The sequence below is a fragment of the Gammaproteobacteria bacterium genome (genome assembly GCA_036381015.1).
Taxonomy (GTDB): Bacteria; Pseudomonadota; Gammaproteobacteria; order Steroidobacterales; family Rariloculaceae; genus ZC4RG20.
The window spans coordinates 58,645-78,109 of the sequence record DASVDR010000005.1; the positions used below are offsets into that span (position 1 = coordinate 58,645).

16 protein-coding genes and 1 tRNA gene are annotated in these 19,465 nt (G+C 64.1%); 12 read left to right on the plus strand and 5 right to left on the minus strand.

Annotated elements, in window-relative coordinates; genetic code table 11:
- Positions 1–25: 25 nt before the first annotated feature.
- Genes nuoH through nuoN form a run of 7 tightly spaced genes read left to right on the plus strand, consistent with a single transcriptional unit; the run spans position 26 to position 7,427 of the window.
- Positions 26–1,054 carry an NADH-quinone oxidoreductase subunit NuoH gene (gene nuoH / locus VF329_01065; protein HEX7079589.1) on the plus strand — a complete coding sequence of 343 codons (1,029 nt, stop codon included), beginning with the start codon at positions 26–28 and terminating at the stop codon, positions 1,052–1,054.
- 48 nt (positions 1,055–1,102) lie between these two features.
- Complete coding sequence (nuoI, locus tag VF329_01070) at positions 1,103–1,579, plus strand: NADH-quinone oxidoreductase subunit NuoI (GenBank protein HEX7079590.1); 477 nt, start codon at positions 1,103–1,105, stop codon at positions 1,577–1,579.
- A 29-nt stretch (positions 1,580–1,608) separates the two neighbouring features.
- On the plus strand, positions 1,609–2,205 hold the full coding sequence (locus VF329_01075; GenBank protein HEX7079591.1) for an NADH-quinone oxidoreductase subunit J: 597 nt from the start codon (positions 1,609–1,611) through the stop codon (positions 2,203–2,205).
- Between the two features lie 4 nt (positions 2,206–2,209).
- Positions 2,210–2,515, plus strand: coding sequence for an NADH-quinone oxidoreductase subunit NuoK (gene nuoK / locus VF329_01080; GenBank protein HEX7079592.1), 306 nt, complete (start codon positions 2,210–2,212; stop codon positions 2,513–2,515).
- 3 nt (positions 2,516–2,518) lie between these two features.
- A complete protein-coding gene (gene nuoL / locus VF329_01085; GenBank protein ID HEX7079593.1) occupies positions 2,519–4,477 on the plus strand; it encodes an NADH-quinone oxidoreductase subunit L in 1,959 nt (652 codons plus the stop codon).
- Between the two features lie 4 nt (positions 4,478–4,481).
- Positions 4,482–5,993, plus strand: a complete 1,512-nt coding sequence (locus VF329_01090; protein ID HEX7079594.1) for an NADH-quinone oxidoreductase subunit M — start codon at positions 4,482–4,484, stop codon at positions 5,991–5,993.
- A gap of 9 nt (positions 5,994–6,002) precedes the next feature.
- Positions 6,003–7,427 carry an NADH-quinone oxidoreductase subunit NuoN gene (gene nuoN / locus VF329_01095; GenBank protein HEX7079595.1) on the plus strand — a complete coding sequence of 475 codons (1,425 nt, stop codon included), beginning with the start codon at positions 6,003–6,005 and terminating at the stop codon, positions 7,425–7,427.
- 55 nt (positions 7,428–7,482) lie between these two features.
- Here the strand turns inward: nuoN and VF329_01100 are convergent.
- The 4 genes from VF329_01100 to VF329_01115 all read right to left on the minus strand — a co-directional run bounded on the left by VF329_01100 (position 7,483) and on the right by VF329_01115 (position 12,590).
- Positions 7,483–7,559: transfer RNA gene (locus tag VF329_01100), tRNA-Met, on the minus strand.
- A 153-nt stretch (positions 7,560–7,712) separates the two neighbouring features.
- On the minus strand, positions 7,713–9,686 hold the full coding sequence (locus tag VF329_01105) for a nucleoside-diphosphate sugar epimerase/dehydratase (protein HEX7079596.1): 1,974 nt from the start codon (positions 9,684–9,686) through the stop codon (positions 7,713–7,715).
- A 171-nt stretch (positions 9,687–9,857) separates the two neighbouring features.
- Positions 9,858–11,015: a glycosyltransferase gene (locus VF329_01110; GenBank protein ID HEX7079597.1), complete on the minus strand. Its 1,158-nt coding sequence runs from the start codon at positions 11,013–11,015 to the stop codon at positions 9,858–9,860.
- 327 nt (positions 11,016–11,342) lie between these two features.
- Positions 11,343–12,590: a hypothetical protein gene (locus tag VF329_01115; protein HEX7079598.1), complete on the minus strand. Its 1,248-nt coding sequence runs from the start codon at positions 12,588–12,590 to the stop codon at positions 11,343–11,345.
- 220 nt (positions 12,591–12,810) lie between these two features.
- Here VF329_01115 and VF329_01120 point away from each other — a divergent pair, with 220 nt between their 5' ends.
- The 5 genes from VF329_01120 (at position 12,811) to VF329_01140 (ending at position 18,188) form a co-directional block, all read left to right on the plus strand.
- Entirely contained in the window at positions 12,811–14,019 is a 1,209-nt protein-coding gene (locus tag VF329_01120) for a glycosyltransferase (protein ID HEX7079599.1), read from the plus strand.
- A 301-nt stretch (positions 14,020–14,320) separates the two neighbouring features.
- Positions 14,321–15,196 carry a deacetylase gene (locus VF329_01125; protein ID HEX7079600.1) on the plus strand — a complete coding sequence of 292 codons (876 nt, stop codon included), beginning with the start codon at positions 14,321–14,323 and terminating at the stop codon, positions 15,194–15,196.
- A 58-nt stretch (positions 15,197–15,254) separates the two neighbouring features.
- Positions 15,255–16,004 carry a sugar phosphate nucleotidyltransferase gene (locus VF329_01130; protein HEX7079601.1) on the plus strand — a complete coding sequence of 250 codons (750 nt, stop codon included), beginning with the start codon at positions 15,255–15,257 and terminating at the stop codon, positions 16,002–16,004.
- A gap of 15 nt (positions 16,005–16,019) precedes the next feature.
- Complete coding sequence (locus VF329_01135; GenBank protein HEX7079602.1) at positions 16,020–16,982, plus strand: NAD(P)-dependent oxidoreductase; 963 nt, start codon at positions 16,020–16,022, stop codon at positions 16,980–16,982.
- Positions 16,983–17,009: 27 nt separating this feature from the next.
- Positions 17,010–18,188 carry a DegT/DnrJ/EryC1/StrS family aminotransferase gene (locus VF329_01140; protein HEX7079603.1) on the plus strand — a complete coding sequence of 393 codons (1,179 nt, stop codon included), beginning with the start codon at positions 17,010–17,012 and terminating at the stop codon, positions 18,186–18,188.
- A 3-nt stretch (positions 18,189–18,191) separates the two neighbouring features.
- On the opposite strand, the gene VF329_01145 is transcribed toward VF329_01140, so the two are convergent.
- Positions 18,192–19,436 carry an oligosaccharide flippase family protein gene (locus tag VF329_01145; GenBank protein HEX7079604.1) on the minus strand — a complete coding sequence of 415 codons (1,245 nt, stop codon included), beginning with the start codon at positions 19,434–19,436 and terminating at the stop codon, positions 18,192–18,194.
- Between the last annotated feature and the right edge of the window lie 29 nt (positions 19,437–19,465).

Consider the following 19,465-nt stretch of genomic DNA (forward strand, 5'->3'; position numbering starts at 1 on the left):
GCTTCGTCTCGAGCCGTACTGGCTCATGCTCCCGGAAGCCGTGCGGGAGATCGTCGTGATTTTGCTGAAGATCGTGGTGCTGCTCGTGCCGCTGATCCTCGGCGTGGCGTATTTCACGTACATGGAGCGCAAGGTCATCGGCTTTATCCAGCATCGACTGGGGCCGAATCGTGTGGGCTGGCGGGGGCTCCTCCAGCCGTTCGCGGACCTTTTCAAGATGCTGTTCAAGGAAGTGATCGTGCCGACGAACGCGAATCGCTTCCTGTTCCTGGTCGCGCCCATCGTTTCGCTCGTGCCCGCCTTCGCCGTCTGGGCCGTGGTGCCGCTCAGCGACTCCTTCGTGATCGCCGACATCGACGCCGGTTTGCTCTACATCCTCGCGCTCACGTCGCTCGGCGTGTACGGCGTGATCCTGGCAGGCTGGGCGTCGAACTCGAAATACGCGTTTCTCGGAGCGATGCGCTCCGCCGCGCAGATCGTCGCTTACGAGATCGCGATGGGCTTCGCGCTCGTCGGCGTGCTGATGGCCGGCGGGAGCCTGAACCTCGGCGAGATCGTGCGCGCGCAGAGCGGCACGAGCGTGCTCAGCTGGTTCGTCCTGCCGCTCTTCCCGCTCTTCGTCGTGTATTTCATCGCCGGAGTCGCGGAGACGAACCGTCACCCGTTCGATGTGGCGGAGGGCGAGTCGGAGATCGTCGCCGGGTTCCACGTGGAGTACTCCGGCATCGCCTTCGCCCTGTTCTTCCTGGCCGAATACGCGAACATGATTCTGATCACGGCGCTCACGACCGTGTTCTTCTTCGGCGGGTGGCTGTCGCCGTTCGCCGGAATTCCGGGGCTCGAGAACACATGGCTGGCTGCGCCGAGCGTCGTCTGGCTGGGGCTCAAGATGGCGGTTTTCAGCTTCGTGTTCCTGTGGATTCGGGCCACGTTCCCCCGCTACCGCTACGACCAGATCATGCGTCTCGGCTGGAAGGTGTTCATTCCGGTCACGATCGTGTGGATCGGCGTGGAGGGAGCGATGGCGGCGCTGGAGGTCGGGCCGTGGGCATAGCGCGAAAAAAATGGTGTCTGACACCTTTTCCGGACGGGAGTTAGGTTGGTGTCTCCGGTAAAGACGTTCTTGATGACGGACCTGCTCGTGGGGCTGAGGCTCACGCTGAAGCATTTGTTCACGCGCAAGGCCACGGTGTACTACCCGGAGGAGAAGACGCCGAAGTCGCCCCGGTTCCGGGGGCTGCATGCGCTCAGGCGGTATCCGAACGGGCAGGAGCGATGCATCGCGTGCAAGCTCTGCGAGGCGGTGTGCCCGGCCGCGGCGATCACGATCGAGTCCGGGATCGGCCCCGACGGCACGCGCCGCACCACGCGCTACGACATCGATCTCTTCAAGTGCATCTACTGCGGGTTCTGCGAGGAAGCGTGTCCCGTCGACGCGATCGTCGAGACTCGGATCCACGAATTCCACATGGAGCGGCGCGGCGAGAACATCATGTCGAAAGACAAGCTGCTCGCGGTCGGCGACAAGTACGAAGCGATGATCGCGGCCGACAAGGCCGCCGACGCCGCCTATCGGTAAACGCATTTCACTAGGGAAGCTCGAGCACCTTGACTACGGCAGTTCTCTTCTACGTGTTCGCGGCGATTCTGATCGTCGCCGCGCTCGGCGTGATCACGGCGCGCAATCCCGTCCACTCGGCGCTGTTTCTCGTCTTCGCTTTCGTGCAGAGCGCCGTGCTATGGCTGTTGATCGAAGCCGAGTTTCTCGCGATCGCGCTCGTCCTGGTTTACGTCGGCGCGGTCATGGTGCTGTTTCTGTTCGTCGTGATGATGCTCGACATCAATCTCGAGCAGATCCGGCGGGGCTTCACGCGCTATCTCCCGTTCGGCATCGGCGTGGCGCTGGTGGTCGTGCTCGAGATCGGGCACGTGGTCTGGTTCAGGAGCGAGGGCAGGGCGTTCGTCACGCCCGAGCCGAATCCGGCGGGCTACAGCAACACGAAGGAGCTCGGTATGCAGCTCTACACGCAGCACGTCTACGCCTTCGAGATCGCCGCCGTGCTGCTGCTTCTCGCGATCGTCGCGGCCATCACGTTGACGATGCGCAAGCGGCCGGGGCTCAAGGTTCAGGACATCGCGAAGCAGGTGGCGGTGAGGGCCAGCGACCGGATCCGGGTCGTGAAGGTCGCGCCGGTAAAGGAGTGACGGGATGGTGACGGTCGCCCATTACCTCGTGCTCGCCGCGGTGCTCTTCAGCCTGAGCGTCGCCGGCATCTTCATCAACCGCAAGAACGTGATTCTGCTCTTGATGTGCATCGAGCTGATGCTGCTCGCGGTCAATTTCAACTTCATCGCGTTCTCGCGCATGCTCGACGACTCGCTCGGCCAGATCTTCGTGTTCTTCATCTTGACGGTGGCGGCAGCCGAGGCCGCGATCGGCCTCGCAATCCTCGTCGTGCTGTTCCGCAACACGCGGAGCATTAACGTCGAGGAGCTCGACTCGTTGAAGGGATAGCCGGTGGAAGGAGTTTATCTGACGATCGTCCTGGCGCCGCTCGCCGCAGCGGCGGCGGCCGGGCTCTTCGGAGGCAGGATCGGCCGCGCGGGCGCGCATACGATCACGATCCTCGGGGTCACGGTCTCGTTCGCGCTCTCGCTCTACGTGCTGAAGCGCATCGCGCTCGACGGCATGCCGGCCTTCAACGGCAACATCTACGAATGGGCGACAGTAGGCGACCTCACGATCGCCGTCGGCTTCCTGATCGACAGGTTGACGGCGCTGATGATGGTGGTCGTCACGTTCGTGTCTCTCGCCGTGCACGTCTACACGATCGGCTACATGCACGACGATCCGGGGTACCAGCGCTTCTTCAGCTACATCTCGTTGTTCACCTTCGCGATGCTGATGCTCGTGATGTCGAACAACTTCATGCAGCTCTTTTTCGGCTGGGAAGCCGTCGGCCTGGTTTCCTATCTGCTAATCGGGTTCTGGTTCAAGCGCCCGACCGCCGTTTTCGCGAACCTGAAGGCCTTCCTCGTGAACCGAGTAGGCGACTTCGGCTTCCTGCTCGGCATCGCCGCGCTCCTCGTCTACGCTGGCTCGCTCGATTACGCGGACGTCTTCGCGCAGGCCGAGCGGCTCCAGGGCGAGACGATTTCGCTCTTCTCCGGCACCGCCTGGTCCGCGCTCACGGTCGCCTGTATTTGCCTCTTCGTCGGTGCGATGGGCAAGTCGGCCCAGGTGCCGCTGCACGTGTGGCTGCCGGACTCGATGGAAGGCCCGACGCCGATCTCCGCGCTGATCCACGCCGCGACGATGGTCACGGCCGGCATCTTCATGGTGGCGCGGATGTCGCCGCTCTACGAGTTCTCCGAGACCGCGCTGACGGTCGTCATCGTGATCGGCGCCACGACGGCGTTCTTCACCGGGCTGCTCGGCATCGTCCAGCAGGACATCAAGCGGGTGGTGGCGTACTCGACGCTCTCCCAGCTCGGCTACATGATGGTCGCGCTCGGCGCTTCCGCCTACGCCGCGGGAATCTTCCATCTGATGACGCATGCGTTCTTCAAGGCGCTGCTCTTCCTCGCCGCGGGCTCCGTGATCATCGCGCTGCACCACGAGCAGGACATCCGCAAGATGGGCGGCTTGCGCAAGTACATGCCGATCACGTATTGGACGTCGGTCGTCGGCACGCTCGCGCTGATCGGCTTCCCCGGGTTCGCGGGCTTCTTCTCGAAAGACGCGCTGATCGAGGCCGTGCACGCGTCCACGCTGCCGGGCGCAGGGTACGCCTACTGGTGCGTGCTGCTCGGCGTCTTCGTCACCGCGCTCTACAGCTTCCGGCTGCTCTTCGTCGTGTTCCACGGCGAGGAGCGCATCGATCCACATGCCAAAGCGCACCTGCACGAGACTCCCGCCGTCGTCACGGTGCCGCTGATCGCGCTCGCGATCCCGTCGGTCGTGATCGGCGGGCTGACGATCGAGCCGCTCCTCTTCGGCGGCTTCTTCGACGGTGCGCTGTTCGTGCGTGAGGGGCACGACGTGCTCGGCGAGGTCGGGGCGGAGTTCGAGGGTTCCGCGGCGTTCGTGCTGCATGCGCTGACGCACTCGGCCACCGTGTATCTCGCCGCGGCGGGCGCGCTCGTCGCGTGGTTTCTCTACCTGAAGCGCCCGGACATCCCGGAGCTCGTGCTCGACCGGGCCGGCGTGCTCTACCGCGTGCTCGTGAACAAGTACTACTTCGACTGGTTCAACGAGAACGTGCTCGCGCGGGGCACGCGCGCGGCCGGGCAGGCGCTTTGGCGCGTCGGCGATCAGGTGCTGATCGACGGGCTGATCGTGAACGGCAGCGCGCGGGCGGTCGGAGCCGTCTCGAGCGTCGCGCGCGGGCTGCAGTCCGGATACCTCTACCACTACGCATTCGCCATGGTCGTTGCGCTTGCCATGCTGATCGGCTGGTTCGCGCTCAGGAGCTGAGGGAATGGATTTGCCTATCCTGAGCATCGTCATCTGGCTTCCCATCGCCGCGGGCATCGTCGTGCTCGCGCTGGGCTCCGACCGCGCCCTTCTCGGCAAGCGGATCGCGCTCGGCGCCGCCGCGTTGACGTTCGTTGCGAGCCTCCCGCTCTACACGGGCTTCGACTCCTCGACGGCGAGCATGCAATTCGTCGAGCGCGTGCCGTGGATCGAGCGCTTCAACGTCTTCTACCACCTCGGCGTCGACGGCATCTCGATGCCGCTGATCCTGCTCACGACCTTCCTCACGCCGCTCGTCGTGATCGCCGGCTGGGAGGTCATCAAGCTGCGGCCGGCGCAGTACTTCGCGTCGTTTCTGCTGCTCGAAGGCCTGATGATCGGGGTGTTCGCGTCGGTCGACGCGCTGCTTTTCTACGTCTTCTGGGAAGCGATGCTCGTGCCGATGTTCATCATCATCGGCGTCTGGGGCGGCGAGCGGCGAGTTTACGCGACGATGAAATTCTTCCTCTACACCTTCCTCGGGTCGGTGTTCATGCTGGTCGCGTTGATCTACATGTACTTGCAGGCCGGCAGCTATTCGATTCCCGACCTGCACGCGCTGCCGCTGACGATGACCGAGCAGGTGCTGATTTTCTTCGCTTTCCTGATCGCGTTCGCCGTGAAGGTGCCGATGTGGCCCGTGCACACCTGGCTGCCGGACGCGCACGTCGAAGCCCCGACCGGCGGCTCCGTGATCCTCGCCGCGATCCTGCTGAAGATGGGCGGCTACGGCTTCGTGCGCTTCAGCCTGCCCGTGGCGCCGGACGCGAGCCGCGCCCTCGACTGGCTGATGATCGGCCTTTCGCTGATCGCGATCGTCTACATCGCCGTCGTCGCGCTCGTGCAGAAGGACATGAAGAAGCTGATCGCGTATTCGTCGATCGCGCACATGGGCTTCGTTACGCTCGGGTTCTTCGTGATCTTCGACGCGGTTTCGAACGCCGGCGGCGCGGCCGACGGCGCGCAGCTCGCGCTCCAAGGCGGGATGGTGCAGATGATCTCGCACGGCCTGATCTCGGGCGCGCTCTTCCTTTGCGTGGGCGTGCTCTACGACCGTCTGCACACGCGCGAGATCAGCGCGTACGGCGGCGTCGCGAACACGATGCCGAAGTTCGCCGCCTTCATGGTGCTGTTCGCGATGGCCAATTCGGGGCTTCCGGGCACTTCAGGCTTCGTCGGCGAGTTCTTCGTGATTCTCGGCAGCTTCCATGCGAGCTTCTGGCTCTCGTTTTTCGCCGCCACGATCCTGGTGCTCGGGGCCGCCTACACGCTCTGGCTGGTGAAGCGGGTGGTTTACGGCGAGGTGGGCAACGAAGGCGTGGCCTCGATGCAGGACGTTGGCTCCCGCGAATTCTTCATCCTCGCGGTGCTCGCCGCGGCCGTGCTCGCGCTCGGCGTATGGCCGCAGCCGCTCGTGGACGCGATGGACTCGACGCTCGCGAACCTGCTGACGCAGGTCATGCAGTCGAAGCTGTAGAGAAGGGAAATGATCGACTATTCGCTCGCAGCCCCGGAAATCTTCCTGACCGCGGCGATCTGCGCCGTGCTCATCGTCGACGTGTTCCTTCGGGAGGAGCAGCGGCGCATCACCTACACGCTGTCGATGCTGACGCTCGTCGGTGTCGCGATCTGCTCGGTCTGGTTCGGCGTCGATACGAGCATGACGACCTTCAACGGCGCGTACGTCGCGGACCCTGCAGGCAACGTGCTGAAGCTCTTCGCGTACCTGATCGTCGCTCTGGTTTTCCTCTATTCGCGCGGCTTCCTCGATCAGAACGGGCTCCTGAAGGGCGAGTTCTTCATTCTCGGCCTCTTCGGGCTGCTCGGCCTGATGATCATGGTCTCGGGCAACAACCTGCTCGTGCTCTACCTCGGGCTCGAGCTCCAGGCGCTGTCGCTTTACGCCCTGATCGCGTTCAATCGGGACTCGGCGCGCTCGGCGGAGTCCGCGATGAAGTATTTCGTGCTCGGGGCGATCGCATCGGGCATGTTGCTTTACGGTATCTCGCTCCTCTACGGGATCACCGGCACGATCGAGCTCGCGCCGCTCGCGCAGGCGCTCGCAGCGCCGGACGGGCTGGATATCCCGGCGTTGCTGGCGCTGGCGTTCGTCGTCGTCGGCGTCGCGTTCAAGTTCGGCGCCGTGCCGTTCCACATGTGGATCCCGGACGTCTATCACGGTGCGCCGACGCCCGTGGCGCTCTACGTCGGCTCCGCGCCGAAGATCGCGGCATTCGCGCTCACGTGGCGGATCCTCGTCGAGGGAATGGGCCCGATGCAGCTCGATTGGCAGGACATGCTGATCGTGCTCTGCGTGCTGTCCCTCGTGATCGGGAATCTGCTCGCGATCGTGCAGACGAACTTCAAGCGCATGCTCGGCTATTCCACGATCTCGCACGTCGGCTTCATCTTGATGGGGTTTATCGCGGGCACCGAGAACGGCCTGCGGGATGCGATGTTCTACACGATCGTCTACGTGCTGATGGCGACGGCGGCGTTCGGCATGATCATCCTCCTGAGCCGTCGGGGATTCGAGGCAGAGAATCTGGAGGACTTCAAGGGCTTGAACGCCAGGAGCCCGTGGTTCGCCTTCGTGATGCTGCTGATCATGTTCAGCATGACCGGAGTGCCGCCGCTCGTCGGGTTCTACGCGAAGCTGGTCGTGCTTCAGAGCGTGGTGGAAGCAGGCCTCGTCTGGCTCGCGGCGCTCGGCGTGCTCTTCGCCGTGATCGGGGCGTTCTACTACTTGCGGATCGTCTGGTACATGTATTTCAGCGAGCCGGCGGAGGAGGTACCGCTGCTGGCCGCGCCGGATTTGCGCGTCGTGATAAGCGCGAACGGGCTGAGCCTCCTGGCGCTCGGCGTCTTCCCGGGGCTCCTGCTGGATCTGTGCGCGCGCGTTCTGACCTGAGCCGCCGCGGTGAGCGTGCCGCGGCGCCTGTAAGCGCGTTGGGAGACGGGATAGGTGGTAGCGGGGGCAGGATTCGAACCTGCGACCTTCGGGTTATGAGCCCGACGAGCTGCCTGACTGCTCCACCCCGCACCGGTTTTCGTGGGCCGCATATGATACAAACCCGGCGAAGCGGCCGCAAGGCAACGCGAGCCAGCGGCCGATAGCGCGCCTTCGCCGAGCGAAGTCTTGGCGATTCCCGTTGAAGGCGCGCGGGGGCCGTGCCCGGTGTCGCACGCCGTGCGGCTATCGCACCTTGCGGCGCGGTTCGAGAGCCGTGGACGCCCCACGGCCCGAAGCAGACGATCCGCGCCAGATCGGATCGGGAATGGCGCACTGCGGGCGGTAGCCCACTACGGCCTTCAGCAGCAACGCGACCGCGCGCGAGCTGTCGAATGCTCGGCATGCCGCCTGCAGCCCCAGCAAAATCTCCGTGACCTTGCTCCAGGGCAGACTCGCCTCCTGAGCACACAGGATCAGCGGGTGGTCGGTGGGTACGACGTTGTCGTCGATGAGAAGCTCTTCGTGGAGCTTCTCGCCGGGGCGAAGGCCAGTAAACTGGACGGCGATATCACCGTTCGGATGCTGCTCGTCGCGGACCTGCAAGCCGCGCAGACGGATCATGCGGTGAGCGATGTCCAGGATCTTGACGGGCTCGCCCATGTCGAGCACGAAGACCTCACCGCCGCGAGCCATCGCTCCGGCTTGAATCACGAGGTTGGCTGCCTCGGGAATCGTCATGAAGTATCGCACGACGTTCGGGTCGGTGACGGTGACCGGGCCGCCTGCGGCAATCTGCTCCGCGAACAGCGGCACCACCGATCCGGAGGACCCGATCACGTTTCCGAAGCGCACCATCGTGAAGCACGTTCCCGTGGGCTGCGCGGCGAACCCCTGAACGAGCAATTCAGCCATTCGTTTAGCGGCCCCCATGATGTTCGTCGGTCGGACAGCCTTGTCCGTGGAGATCAAGATGAACGTCTCGACCCGAGTAATTTTCGCGGCCCTCGCTACGTGCCAGGTTCCGAACACGTTGTTGTGAATGCCGGCTATGGGGTTGTGCTCGACGAGCGGAACATGCTTGTAGGCCGCGGCGTGATAGATGACCTGAACGCCGAATGCTCTGATGACGGAAACGACGCGAGCCTCGTCGGAAACGCTGCCCAGCACGGGGATCAGATCGATGCTGTCCCCGTCCGTGATCGCGTCATCGGCCGACCGTCCGCATTTCTCGAGCTCCCGCTGAATTTCATACAACGCATGCTCGGAAATGTCGAACAGCACCAAACGAGCAGGCCTGAGGGCGCAGATTTGCCGGCACAGCTCCGAGCCGATGGAGCCGCCGGCTCCGGTGACCATCACGGACTTGCCGCTCACCGCCTTGGCAAGCAAACCTTCGTCCGGGCTGACAGGCGACCGGCCGATGAGATCGAGAAGGTCGTCGATGTCGAGATCGCGAACGTCGCCGACGCTCGCTCTTCCCCGCACAAGATCCTTCAAGGACGGCATGGTCTTCACGGAAACCGGCAACCGGTCCAGGGCGGCAATCACTTTCCTTCGCCTCTCGCGCCTGGCGTACGGAATGGCGAGCAGTATCGCGTCGATGCGGTTCCGCTCGATCAGAAGCGCCAACTGAGAAGTAGGATAGACGGTAAGCCCGTGCACCTCGTTGCCGTGCAACGCGCGCCGGTCGTCGACGAATGCGACGGGAGCGTAATCGGTTCCCTGGCGCAGCGCTTGTGCAAGCTCCGCACCGGCCTCCCCGGCGCCGAAAATCACGACTCTATGCGGCGAGCGTCGAGCGTTGAGGTGGTACTCGAGGCAACTTCGGCCGACGAAGCGCACGCCGCCCAATACCAAGAGACACACCAGCCAGTAGATGACGAGAATGGACCGTGAAAACTCCTGCGGCCACGCGAGTATTGCAAACAAGCCGAGCAAGAGCACTTGCAGAGTTACGGCTTGTGCGATGCTGTAGAACGTTCGTCTTCCGACGTAACGCATCACCGCCCGATAAGTGCCCATGCGGATGAAGACCGGGATCCCGAGAGCCGGAGCTGCCGCATAAAGCCACCAGAAACGCGCAATCTCGCTCGGCCAGAGCGAATCCAGACGTAATGCAAACGCCAGCCACATGCAGAGAGGCATCAGAAGGAGGTCCAGGCTCAACACCAACGCCCGCTTCTGCGAGCGCGGCAAGTCCAGCAGCCGGTCGATCATCGCGCGCGTCTCCCTCGACCCAGCCCGGCGGCTCCGTCGACACGCCCTGAAGACTCTTATGCGTTTAGCGGCTCTGCTTTCTCAGCGATATTGTGCTCGAGTGCGCTGACAACCTTCGCCGAGTCGATGCGCGACTACCGTAACTCCAAGCGCGTCACTCAGCCAGCCCAATTATTGCGATGCTCGTCGATGCCGTCGCATCCGCTTGCGAACCCACTCGCGCGTCAGCTCCTGCAAGCGACGATAGAAGTCTTCGCGTCTCGGCTGAAGCTCTGATGCGTGATAGCGGCGAGCCTCCGCCAAGTTCCTCGCGGACATCGCGCTCAGGCGGACGGGATCGGCGAGAACTTCGCGGAGCTTCGCCGCGAGGGCTTGCGCATCGCCGGGCGGTACCAACGAAAAGTCTTCCAAGAGCTCGGGTATTCCGCCGATACGCGAAGCAACGCAGGGAACGCCTCGTGCCATGCCCTCGATGAGCACGCGCGGAAGTCCCTCGGATCGCGAGGGAAAGACGAGGAGGTTGGCGCGGTCGTACTCCGCACGCATCGGCTCGCCGGTCGGAAGCTCGCCGACGAAGTCCACTCGATCTGCAATGCCCCGTTCCGCGGCTTGCCGTTCGAGGTCGATGCGGTGTCGGCCTTCACCCACGATTCTTAGGCGTACGGGCCGATTCGTGCGAAGCAGATCGGCCGCGACATCGATGAGCACATCGAAGCCCTTGTACATCTGCTGCAGGCTACCCACTGCGAGCAGCTTGGCCTCCGCGGGTGCCGCCGTGATCACCCGGGGCGCGTCGACGAAGGCGTCATCGTCGAGCTCCACCGAGGAATACGATGCTCTGTAAGCGAACGGGCTCGTTGGATATCGACGCTGCAGCGCGGCCTCGGTTACGTACGCGGCGGCGCAGGCTTCGAAGCATTGTCTCTTCAGCGTCCGTGTGGACCACCATCGAAGCAGGGGACGCACGGGATGTCGCACCGCACCGCGCGAGAAGACGTCGTAAGGGTCCGCCACCACCTCGAGACCGAAGGGATAGCCCGCCGTCGGCAAATGCTCGAGCACCAAAGTCGTCTCCTGGCTCGGCGCACGGCCCAGGACGGCATCCCCGGGCCTGATCACGCCTTCCACGGCCCGCTTCATCTGCAACAGCTTGGCCAGATGCTGGCCGAGCCCGGCGACATCGGGAAGCCCGATCATCTCCACACCGGCTCCGTCGGCGCGCCTCCACCCCTCGTCCGGCTCGTCGGCATCGATCTGCCGTACTCGGGCGATCACTCTCACGCTGTCGAACACACCGAGGTACCTTTGCCAGAACGACCTCGAGAACATCGTCTTGCTCCAGACACGACCGTCCCGCGTCCGGAGGTAGTGATAGGGGGAGGTGACGATCAAGCGCATGGCACGCGCACCGACGACGTGCAGTCGACCGTCTTTGAGCGTCCTCCCTCGGCGCCGTGTCGGCAATTGCTCAAGTTCGTTAGAGGCCCGTGTTGGCCGGTGCGGGCTCCCACGCCGCGCCGGGGGGCTCCGAGGGGCTAGATGCTAACCGAGGCGGAGGTTGCTCAGAATAGGGCCGAGTACCGGTGACGGCATCGGCCCTTTCCGATGCGGGGCAGGCGCGCAGCGCCGCGTCGGGCGGCGCCGCGCTTCCGCGGGCTAGCTGCACGGCTCGGCACAGAGATTCTCGGGAGGGTTCGGCCGAGACGAACCGCCGTCGCCCCCGAGGACGTAGACGTGCACGCTTTCGGGTTCGATCGTCCCTTGAATCGTCCCGCCCTCGTAGCGGAGCGTGTCCCCATACCTCGCATCGTCGAACAGTGGCTTCATCGTGCCGCTGCCCGGGACCTCGAAGCTCACTGCCTTTTCGGTGTCCTTATCGGTATTCGTCACGATTACGTAGGTTTGGCCTTCTAGCTCCCAATAGGCGGCATGCCAGGCGCCTTCCGCGCCTTCCATGTAGGGGTCATCCGGGTTTCGGACCTTGGTGTAGTCGCCGTGCAGCAGGGCTTGCTCCAGTTGCTTCACTTCGGCCGTCAGGAGCGTCAGCTCTTCCCACAGCGCGGGCCGGTCTTCTCCGAGCAGCTGGGTCCCGTCGTAGTAGGAGTACCAAAAGACGCCGGCGGGGTCGAATTGGAGAGTCGTGAACAACATGTTGCGAAGCTCTTGCGCCGTGGGGTACCGCGCGTCCCCCGAGTACCATTTGAAGGCCTGGAGCGTCGGGAGAATCGGATAGTCGGCGCCGAGCTCGTTTCGGGCGAACGTGAACATGTCGTCGCACATCTCGAGCTCGTAAGCCTCACCGCCGGGCACGTTCCCGTTCGTATTGCTGATGGGATAGCACTGCAAACCCATTGCATCCATCACTTCCGCGTACCCGTCGAGCGTCAACGCAGGATGTGCGGCTCCCGATGCGAAGGTGAGCACGTTCGGCAGATACTTCTCGACGACGGCCCGATAATCGGCGATCTGCGACGGAGAGGCGCCCCCGTCCGAATTGAAATCGTCGGCGGTCGCCAGGCTGAGAAGCGGCTCTACCTCCGTGTAGTTCGGAACGACGCTCTCGGCGTTCGCGGCATCGAAACTGCTGACCACCAGAATCCCCTTGCTCTGGAGGTACGCGAAGTTTTCCATGACCACGTCGCCGAAGCTGGGGTCGAGGCTGAGCCATATGGCGTTGAAATCCGTCGCCGCGATGCGCTCCGCGTCACCGCGAAAATCCTCCGCGTAGCGAGGCGGAGAGACGTCCATCGTGTCGTGGTAAATGCCGTGGACGAAGGTCGGCTCGCCGTCCACGACGATACGTCCCTGCCCGTCCATCTCGGAGAGCGGGGCGGCGACTGCGCTGGTGAGCAACAACTGCGAGAAGCTCAAGACGGTGAACGGCCGCTTTATTCTCATTTCCATTACATCATGTTCCTTCTGAATTGACCGTTGACGAATAGCGATTGACAAAAATGGAGTTCCGATTGGTCCGCTAATTGTGAACCAGATGACCGTACGAGCGCGTGTCTCTGGAGTGCGACGCGAGGGCGTGTCGCCGGAGTGCGACACGGACGCATTCGAAGGAAGCGGTGACGTGCAGTTCGAACAGGTTTCTTTCGATTCGACGAAGTCGAAGGTCGCAATGACGTCCGATGTGCACCGCATTCGTGTCGCACATGTCGTCGCAGGACTGGCCGCCGGCGGAGTAGAGACGTGGCTCGTGCGGCTCCTGCGAAACATCGATCGCCGGCGTTTTCAAATCGACTTCATGACGACAATGGAAGGGCCCGGCTTCTTCGACGAGGAGGTGAGGGCGCTCGGTTCGCGGATAGTCCGTTGCGCATCGCCGGAACGGCCGTGGCGTTTTGCGCGCAGCCTGTCGCAGGCGCTCGACGAGTACGGCCCCTACGACGTGGTCCACAGTCATCTGCATCATTTCAGCGGCTACGTACTTCGCGTCGCGAATCGGTGCGGCGTTCCGTTGCGAATCGCGCATTCCCACAGCGATACGAGCCGGAGCCAGGTTGTCGCGAGCCTCGCGAGGAAGATGTACCTGCGCACCACCGAGCATTGGATCCACCGTCATGCGACGCAGGGGTTGGCCGTCAGCGACGCAGCAGGCGCGGCTCTGTTTCCCCGCTGGCGTCGGGATTCGCGGTGGCGCGTGTTGCACTGCGGCATCGAGCTCGAGCCGTTTCGGACTCCGGTCGATAGGAGTGCCGTCCGCGCCCGATACGCTTTGCCGGCGGAGGGTTTGGTCCTCGGGCACATCGGCGGCTTTCGGAAGCCGAAGAACCACGTCCAGCTGATCAGGATCGCCGCGGAGGTGATGGCTCGCGAGCCGCGCGCGTACTTGCTGCTCGTGGGAGAGGGGCCGATGCGCGCCGAAGTCGAGCGGGAGATCCGCCGTCTCGGGATAGCCGGACGCGTAAGGCTTGCGGGCAGGGTGGACGATGCCTTGGAGGTCCTGCGCGGCGCTATGGACGTTTTCGTATTCCCCTCGCTTTGGGAAGGGCTCCCGCTCGCCGTGGTCGAAGCGCAGGCGGCCGGACTGCCGTGCGCCGTGTCGGACGTCATCGCGCCGGAGGTTACCGTCATCGATTCGCTCGTCGTGCGGCTATCCTTGGACGCTCCTCCCGGTGAATGGGCAAAGCAAATTTTGCAACTGCATCGAAACGCACCTGTCGAGGCCCGCACGCAAGCATGGCAGCGGGTCGGCGACAGCTCTTTCAACATTCTGACTTGCACTCGGCAGCTCGAGCGGCTCTACGCGTCCGTCGAGACGGCAGCGGCCGAAAGCTGCGCCGGTAAGACGATCACCGCCCGAGAGGCCGGTACTCGTCGGCTATAATGCGGAGGGTCCCGCACGGTCGAACCGACCGCGGGGCCTCCTCCGCTCGGCCTGAAGGTCGAAGGAGCGCAGGGTGATAACGTGCGGCGGTGCTTTTCGAATTTCCGCCACGGCAGCCGAGCCGCCGACGCAGAAGCCTGCCTGGCTCGTCACCGTCGACACGGAGGGCGACGATCTCTGGAGCGCGCCGAGACACATCCAAACTGATAACGCCCGGCATCTTCCGCGTTTTCAATTCCTCTGCGAAAAGTACCGTCTCCGCCCCACGTATCTGGTGAGCTGGGAGATGGCGTGCTGCCCGGTGTTTCGCGAATTTGCGCACGATCTGCTCGCGCGCGACGCGGGAGAAATCGGCATGCATTTGCACGCGTGGAACAGCCCGCCGATTGTCCCGCTGACCGAAGACGACTACCGCTGGCGGCCGTACCTGATCGAGTACCCCCGCGACGTGATGCGCGAGAAGATCAACGTGCTCACGGATACGTTGCGGGAAACCTTTTCGACCCCGATCGTGAGTCATCGCGCCGGCCGTTGGGCGTTCGATCGGACGTACGCGCATTTGCTCGTCGAGCAAGGCTACCTCGTGGACTGCTCGATGACGCCGGGCGTCTCATGGGGTCACGAGCCGGGGACTCCGGGCGGCGTGGGCGACGTCGACTACCGTGCAGTGCCTCGAGAAGCTTTTTGGATGGACGAGGACGACGTCCGGCGCCGCGGAAGGCTTCCGCTGCTCGAAGTGCCCGTGACCATTGAGCCGGGGAGCCGCGGATGGCTTCCCAAAGCCGCCAGGCGGCTGCTCGGCCGCGCATCTTGGGGGAATCGGGCGGTCGAAAGAGTGATGCCTTCAGTCCATTGGTTTCGCCCGAATCGGCACAACCGCTGCGCAATGTTGCAGATTCTGCAAACGGAAAGGCGGAGGAGTGCTGATTACGTGGAGCTAATGTTGCATTCGTCGGAGTTGATGCCGGGCGGGAGCCCCTATTTCCCCGATTGCAACGCCGTCGAGCGCCTGTATGACACGCTCGAGGCGGTGTTCTCCGCAGGGGCCGGCGATTTTCGAGGCATGACGCTCGCCGAATACCACGCTCGGTTCGTTCGAGCTCGTGGGGAACCTGCTTCTCTTGGTTCGCCTGCAACCGGTCGAGAGCCGCGGCACGCGGAATGCATGGAGGCGTGAAAACACGGCGCCGTCCAGCAAGACGGTGACAGAACGGTCCTCATTTGGGGAGAAAGCTATGGACGCGGTGATACTGGCAGGCGGGCGAGGGCGCCGCTTGGCCCCCTACACGGTCTGCTTTCCGAAGCCGTTGGTCCCGGTCGGGCAGATGCCCATCCTCGAGATCGTGCTCAGGCAGCTGGCGGCCGCGGGATGCCGGCGAGCGACGCTCGCGGTCGGGTATCTTGCAGAGCTCATCATCGCGTATTTCGGAGACGGCAAGCAGCTCGGCTTGGAGATTCGCTACTCTCGCGAGGACGAGCCGCTGGGGACGGTAGGCCCCCTCACGCTTCTCGACGGGCTACCGGAGCACTTTCTCGTCATGAACGGCGACGTGCTGACCACCCTCGATTACGCGGCGTTGTTTGCAGCTCACAAAGCTTCCGGCGCTGAGCTGACCATCGCTTGTTATCGGTGTCAGAATCACGTCGATCTCGGCGTCGTCGAGTTCGACGGTCAGCTGCGCGTGACCGGCTACCGCGAAAAGCCCACCGTGCAGTACGACGCCTCGATGGGTATCTACGTCTTCCGCCGCTCCGCGCTGGATCTCGTCGAGCCCGGCACTTATAGAGACTTCCCCGATCTTGTGCAGAGCATGCTGCTTCACCACCGCCCCGTGAAGGCGCATATCGTCGATTGCCTCTGGCTGGACGTCGGACGGCGCGACGATTACGAACGCGCCATCGATCTCGTCGAACGAAATCCGAATCTGTTCTACCCCGAGAACGCTCATGCAGCATCCGGGCCGGAAGTCCGCGCGGCTTCTTGACGAGGGGAGAGAGTGATGCGGGTTCTGGTCGCCGGCGGAGCCGGGTACATCGGATCGGTAGTGACGCGGCGTCTGCTTCGGGCGGGCTACGGCGTCACCGTCCTCGACTGCTTGCTGTTCGGTGACGAAGGCGTGGCGGAGCTCGCGGGGCAGGACGGGTATCGGCTGTTCGCGGGGGATCTGCTCGATCGAGAGCTGCTGCGGGAGGCGATGGCCGGCAGCCGTGCCGTCGTGCTGCTCGCCGGTATCGTCGGAGAGCCGGCGTGCAATCGCGCGCCGGAGACCGCCCGAGCGGTCAACTTTCGCGGCGCGCTGCAGACTTTGGAGGTCGCGCGCGAGGTCGGCGTGGAGCGTTTCGTTTTCGCCAGCACGTGCAGCAACTACGGAATCTCCGACCCGTCAGGCCTTGCCACGGAAAGCTCCCCGCTTCGTCCGCTGTCCGTTTATGCGGAAACGAAGGTAGCCGCGGAGCGCGAAATACTCGCCGCAAGCGGTCCGGCGTTCTGTCCGGTCGTCTTACGCTTCAGCACCGCATTCGGCGTATCTCCGCGAATGCGGTTCGATTTGCTGATCAGTGATTTCACGCTGTCCGCCTTCCGCGAGGGAAGGATCGTGATTTTCGGCGAGCAGTTCTGGCGGCCGTTCGTACACGTCGAGGACATCGCCGCGGCCGTGGGGCTCGTGCTGGAAGCGCCGGCGCGGTGTGCGTGCGGCGAAGTGTTCAATATCGGGTCCAATGTCTCGAATCTGCGAAAGATCGACGTCGCTCGTGCCGTGCAGCGTGAAATTCCGGGGACAACGCTCGAGTTCGTGGAGCAAGGCACGGATCCCCGCAGCTATCGTGTCGACTTCACGAAGGCCGCCGAGCAGCTCGGCTTCAACGCGACACGGACGGTCGCGGACGGAGTGCGGGAAGTCGCGGCGGGCCTCCGGGCCGGCGCCTGGCCCGACCCGGGCTCGGCCAAGTACCGGAACTGAAACCGTCGGTTTCGCTGGGGGCTCGCCATGCCGCGCTATTTGCTCTCGGATCTCGAGTACGGCGAAGACGAGGAGCGGGCCGTGCTCGAGGTCCTGCGCAGCAGATGGCTTTCCGTAGGGCCTCGAAGCGAAGCATTCGAGAGCGAATTTGCCGCGTTTCTGGGCGCGCGCCACGCCGTCCACGTCGCGAGCTGCACCGCAGCCCTGCACCTCGCCCTGTTGGCCTGCGATATAGGCCCTGGGGACGAAGTGCTCGTGCCGAGCTACACGTTCGTGGCGTCCGCCAACCCGATTCTCTACGTCGGGGCGACGCCGGTCTTCGTCGACATCGTCGGCGGCGGTGACTTGAACATGAGCCCCGCGGATGCCGCCGCCAAGATCACGAGCCGCTCGAAAGCAATGATCGTCGTCCACGTCGCGGGCTTCCCGGCGGACATGCAGAGCCTCCTGACGATCGCCGAGCGTCACGGTCTCGCCGTGATCGAGGACGCTGCGCATGCCCTGGGTGCGATGTACACCGCGCGCGGAGTGCGATACCCGGTCGGCAGGCTCGGACACGCCGCTTGCTTCAGCTTTTTCGCCAACAAGAATCTCCCGACCGGCGAAGGCGGGATGCTGGTGACGGAGGATGCGGCCATCGCGACTCGCGTACGCCAGGCACGGTCGCACGGCATGACCAAGACCAGCTGGGACAAGGCATCCGGCCGCGCCACGGATTACGACGTCCAGCGACTCGGCTTCAACTACCGCAGCACCGAGCTTGCAGCGGCGTTGGGGCGGATTCAGCTGCGCAAGCTGCCCGCGAACAACGATCGGCGGCGGGAGCTCGCAGAGCGTTATCGCCGGAATCTGGCGGGATGCGACGGGATCGAGCCCGCGTTCGGCGACCGCTTCGCGGACGCGGCTCATCATCTCTTTGCCGTGCTGCTTCGCGACCCGACAACCCGGGCGGGTTTCCGCGAGCGACTCGCCGCCGAGGGCATACAGACGAGCATTCACTATCCGCCCGTGCACCATTTCACCCAATATCGCCGGCCTGGAAGGGAACACGAGCCGCTCCCGCTGACGGCGGATGCCGCGGAGCGCGAAGTGACGCTGCCGTTGCACCCGCTGCTGACCCTCGACGACGTCGACATCATTTGCAGCCATGTGGCGAGCGTCGGCGGGCGCCGCGGGCGGCGAGCGCCGCCGGAAACCGCGGGATGAGGGTCAGCGCCGCAAATGCGGCGCAACCACCGCCGCGCTAGCCACGCATTGCACGGCAGCCGAGGCGAAAACGGCCCATACGGCCCCGGCCAGCTGAATTTCAGGGATCAAGACCTTGCACGCGGCGTAGTTCACGGCGACCACGAGCACGAAGATCGGCACCTGTACTTTGAATCGGCGCATTGCCGTCATCGCGTATCCCAGCACCGTGCTCACCAGCGACACCACGGTCACCGCCATGAAGAACGCAAAGAGCTCGGCGTGCCGGGCGTAAGCGGGCGTATAGAGCAGGGTCAGGACGGCCTCGCCGAACAGCTCCGCAATGGCCCACCCGAATGCACCGATGAAGGCTGCGATTGCGACGAGCTTCACGACGAGCAGGGTGAAGCTGTGAGGCTCCCGCAGCGCGTGGTGGCGGGCGAGGGGCGCGGTGGCGGCCTGACCCATGGCTCCGACGACCGTGGCGGCGGCAAAGCCGATATAGGCGATCGCGGAGTAGTATCCGAGCTGCTCTTCTCCGAGGGTGCTTTCCACGAAGTACCGCGGAATGTTGACGTTCAGCGAGACCAACATCATTACGACGCCCAACGGTAACGTGAGCAGCGCCAGATTACGCATGCGGCGCCATCGGTGCTTCCACCGCCGAGGCTCGGGATGCGGCCGAGCGAATGCGCTCGAAAGAAGAAGCGCCTTTCGCGCGTCGTAGAGGAGGAAGACGGCTGCCCAGCAAGCGGTCAGACCCAGGACCCCGAGCGTCAAGCTGCCGGTGAGGCGGAGAAGCAGCACCACGGCGAGCAGGCCGACTCCTCCACGGAGCACCATCGACCAGGCGATCCGGTCCATCCGTTCGCGCTGCTGCATCAGTCCGTAACAGATGTCGCTCAGGCTCTCGAAGGCTTTCGCGACCGCGACGAACGCGCAGACGAGCACGAGATCGTGATCGTAATGTGTCATGAGCAAGATGCCCGCGACGGCCGTCAAAGCCAACGTGCTCGAGGCTGCCCGGAGCAGGAAGTAGTCGACGAAGTCGAAATCCCTGCGCGCGTCCGCGGCCTGCACGCTCCGCAGGCTCAAGGCCGTCAGCATGAAAACGGGCGCAGTCAGCGCGAGTGCAAGCGAAAACTGCCCGACCATCGCCGGCGTTCCGAGCTTCGCGATCGCCGCGACCACCGCCCATTGCGACCCGGCGAAGGCGATGTTCCCGATGAGCGCCCAGGAGACGTTGATGCTCAGGGACAGGGGCGCCACGCCCCCGTTCGGTTCTCGTCCCTCACGCT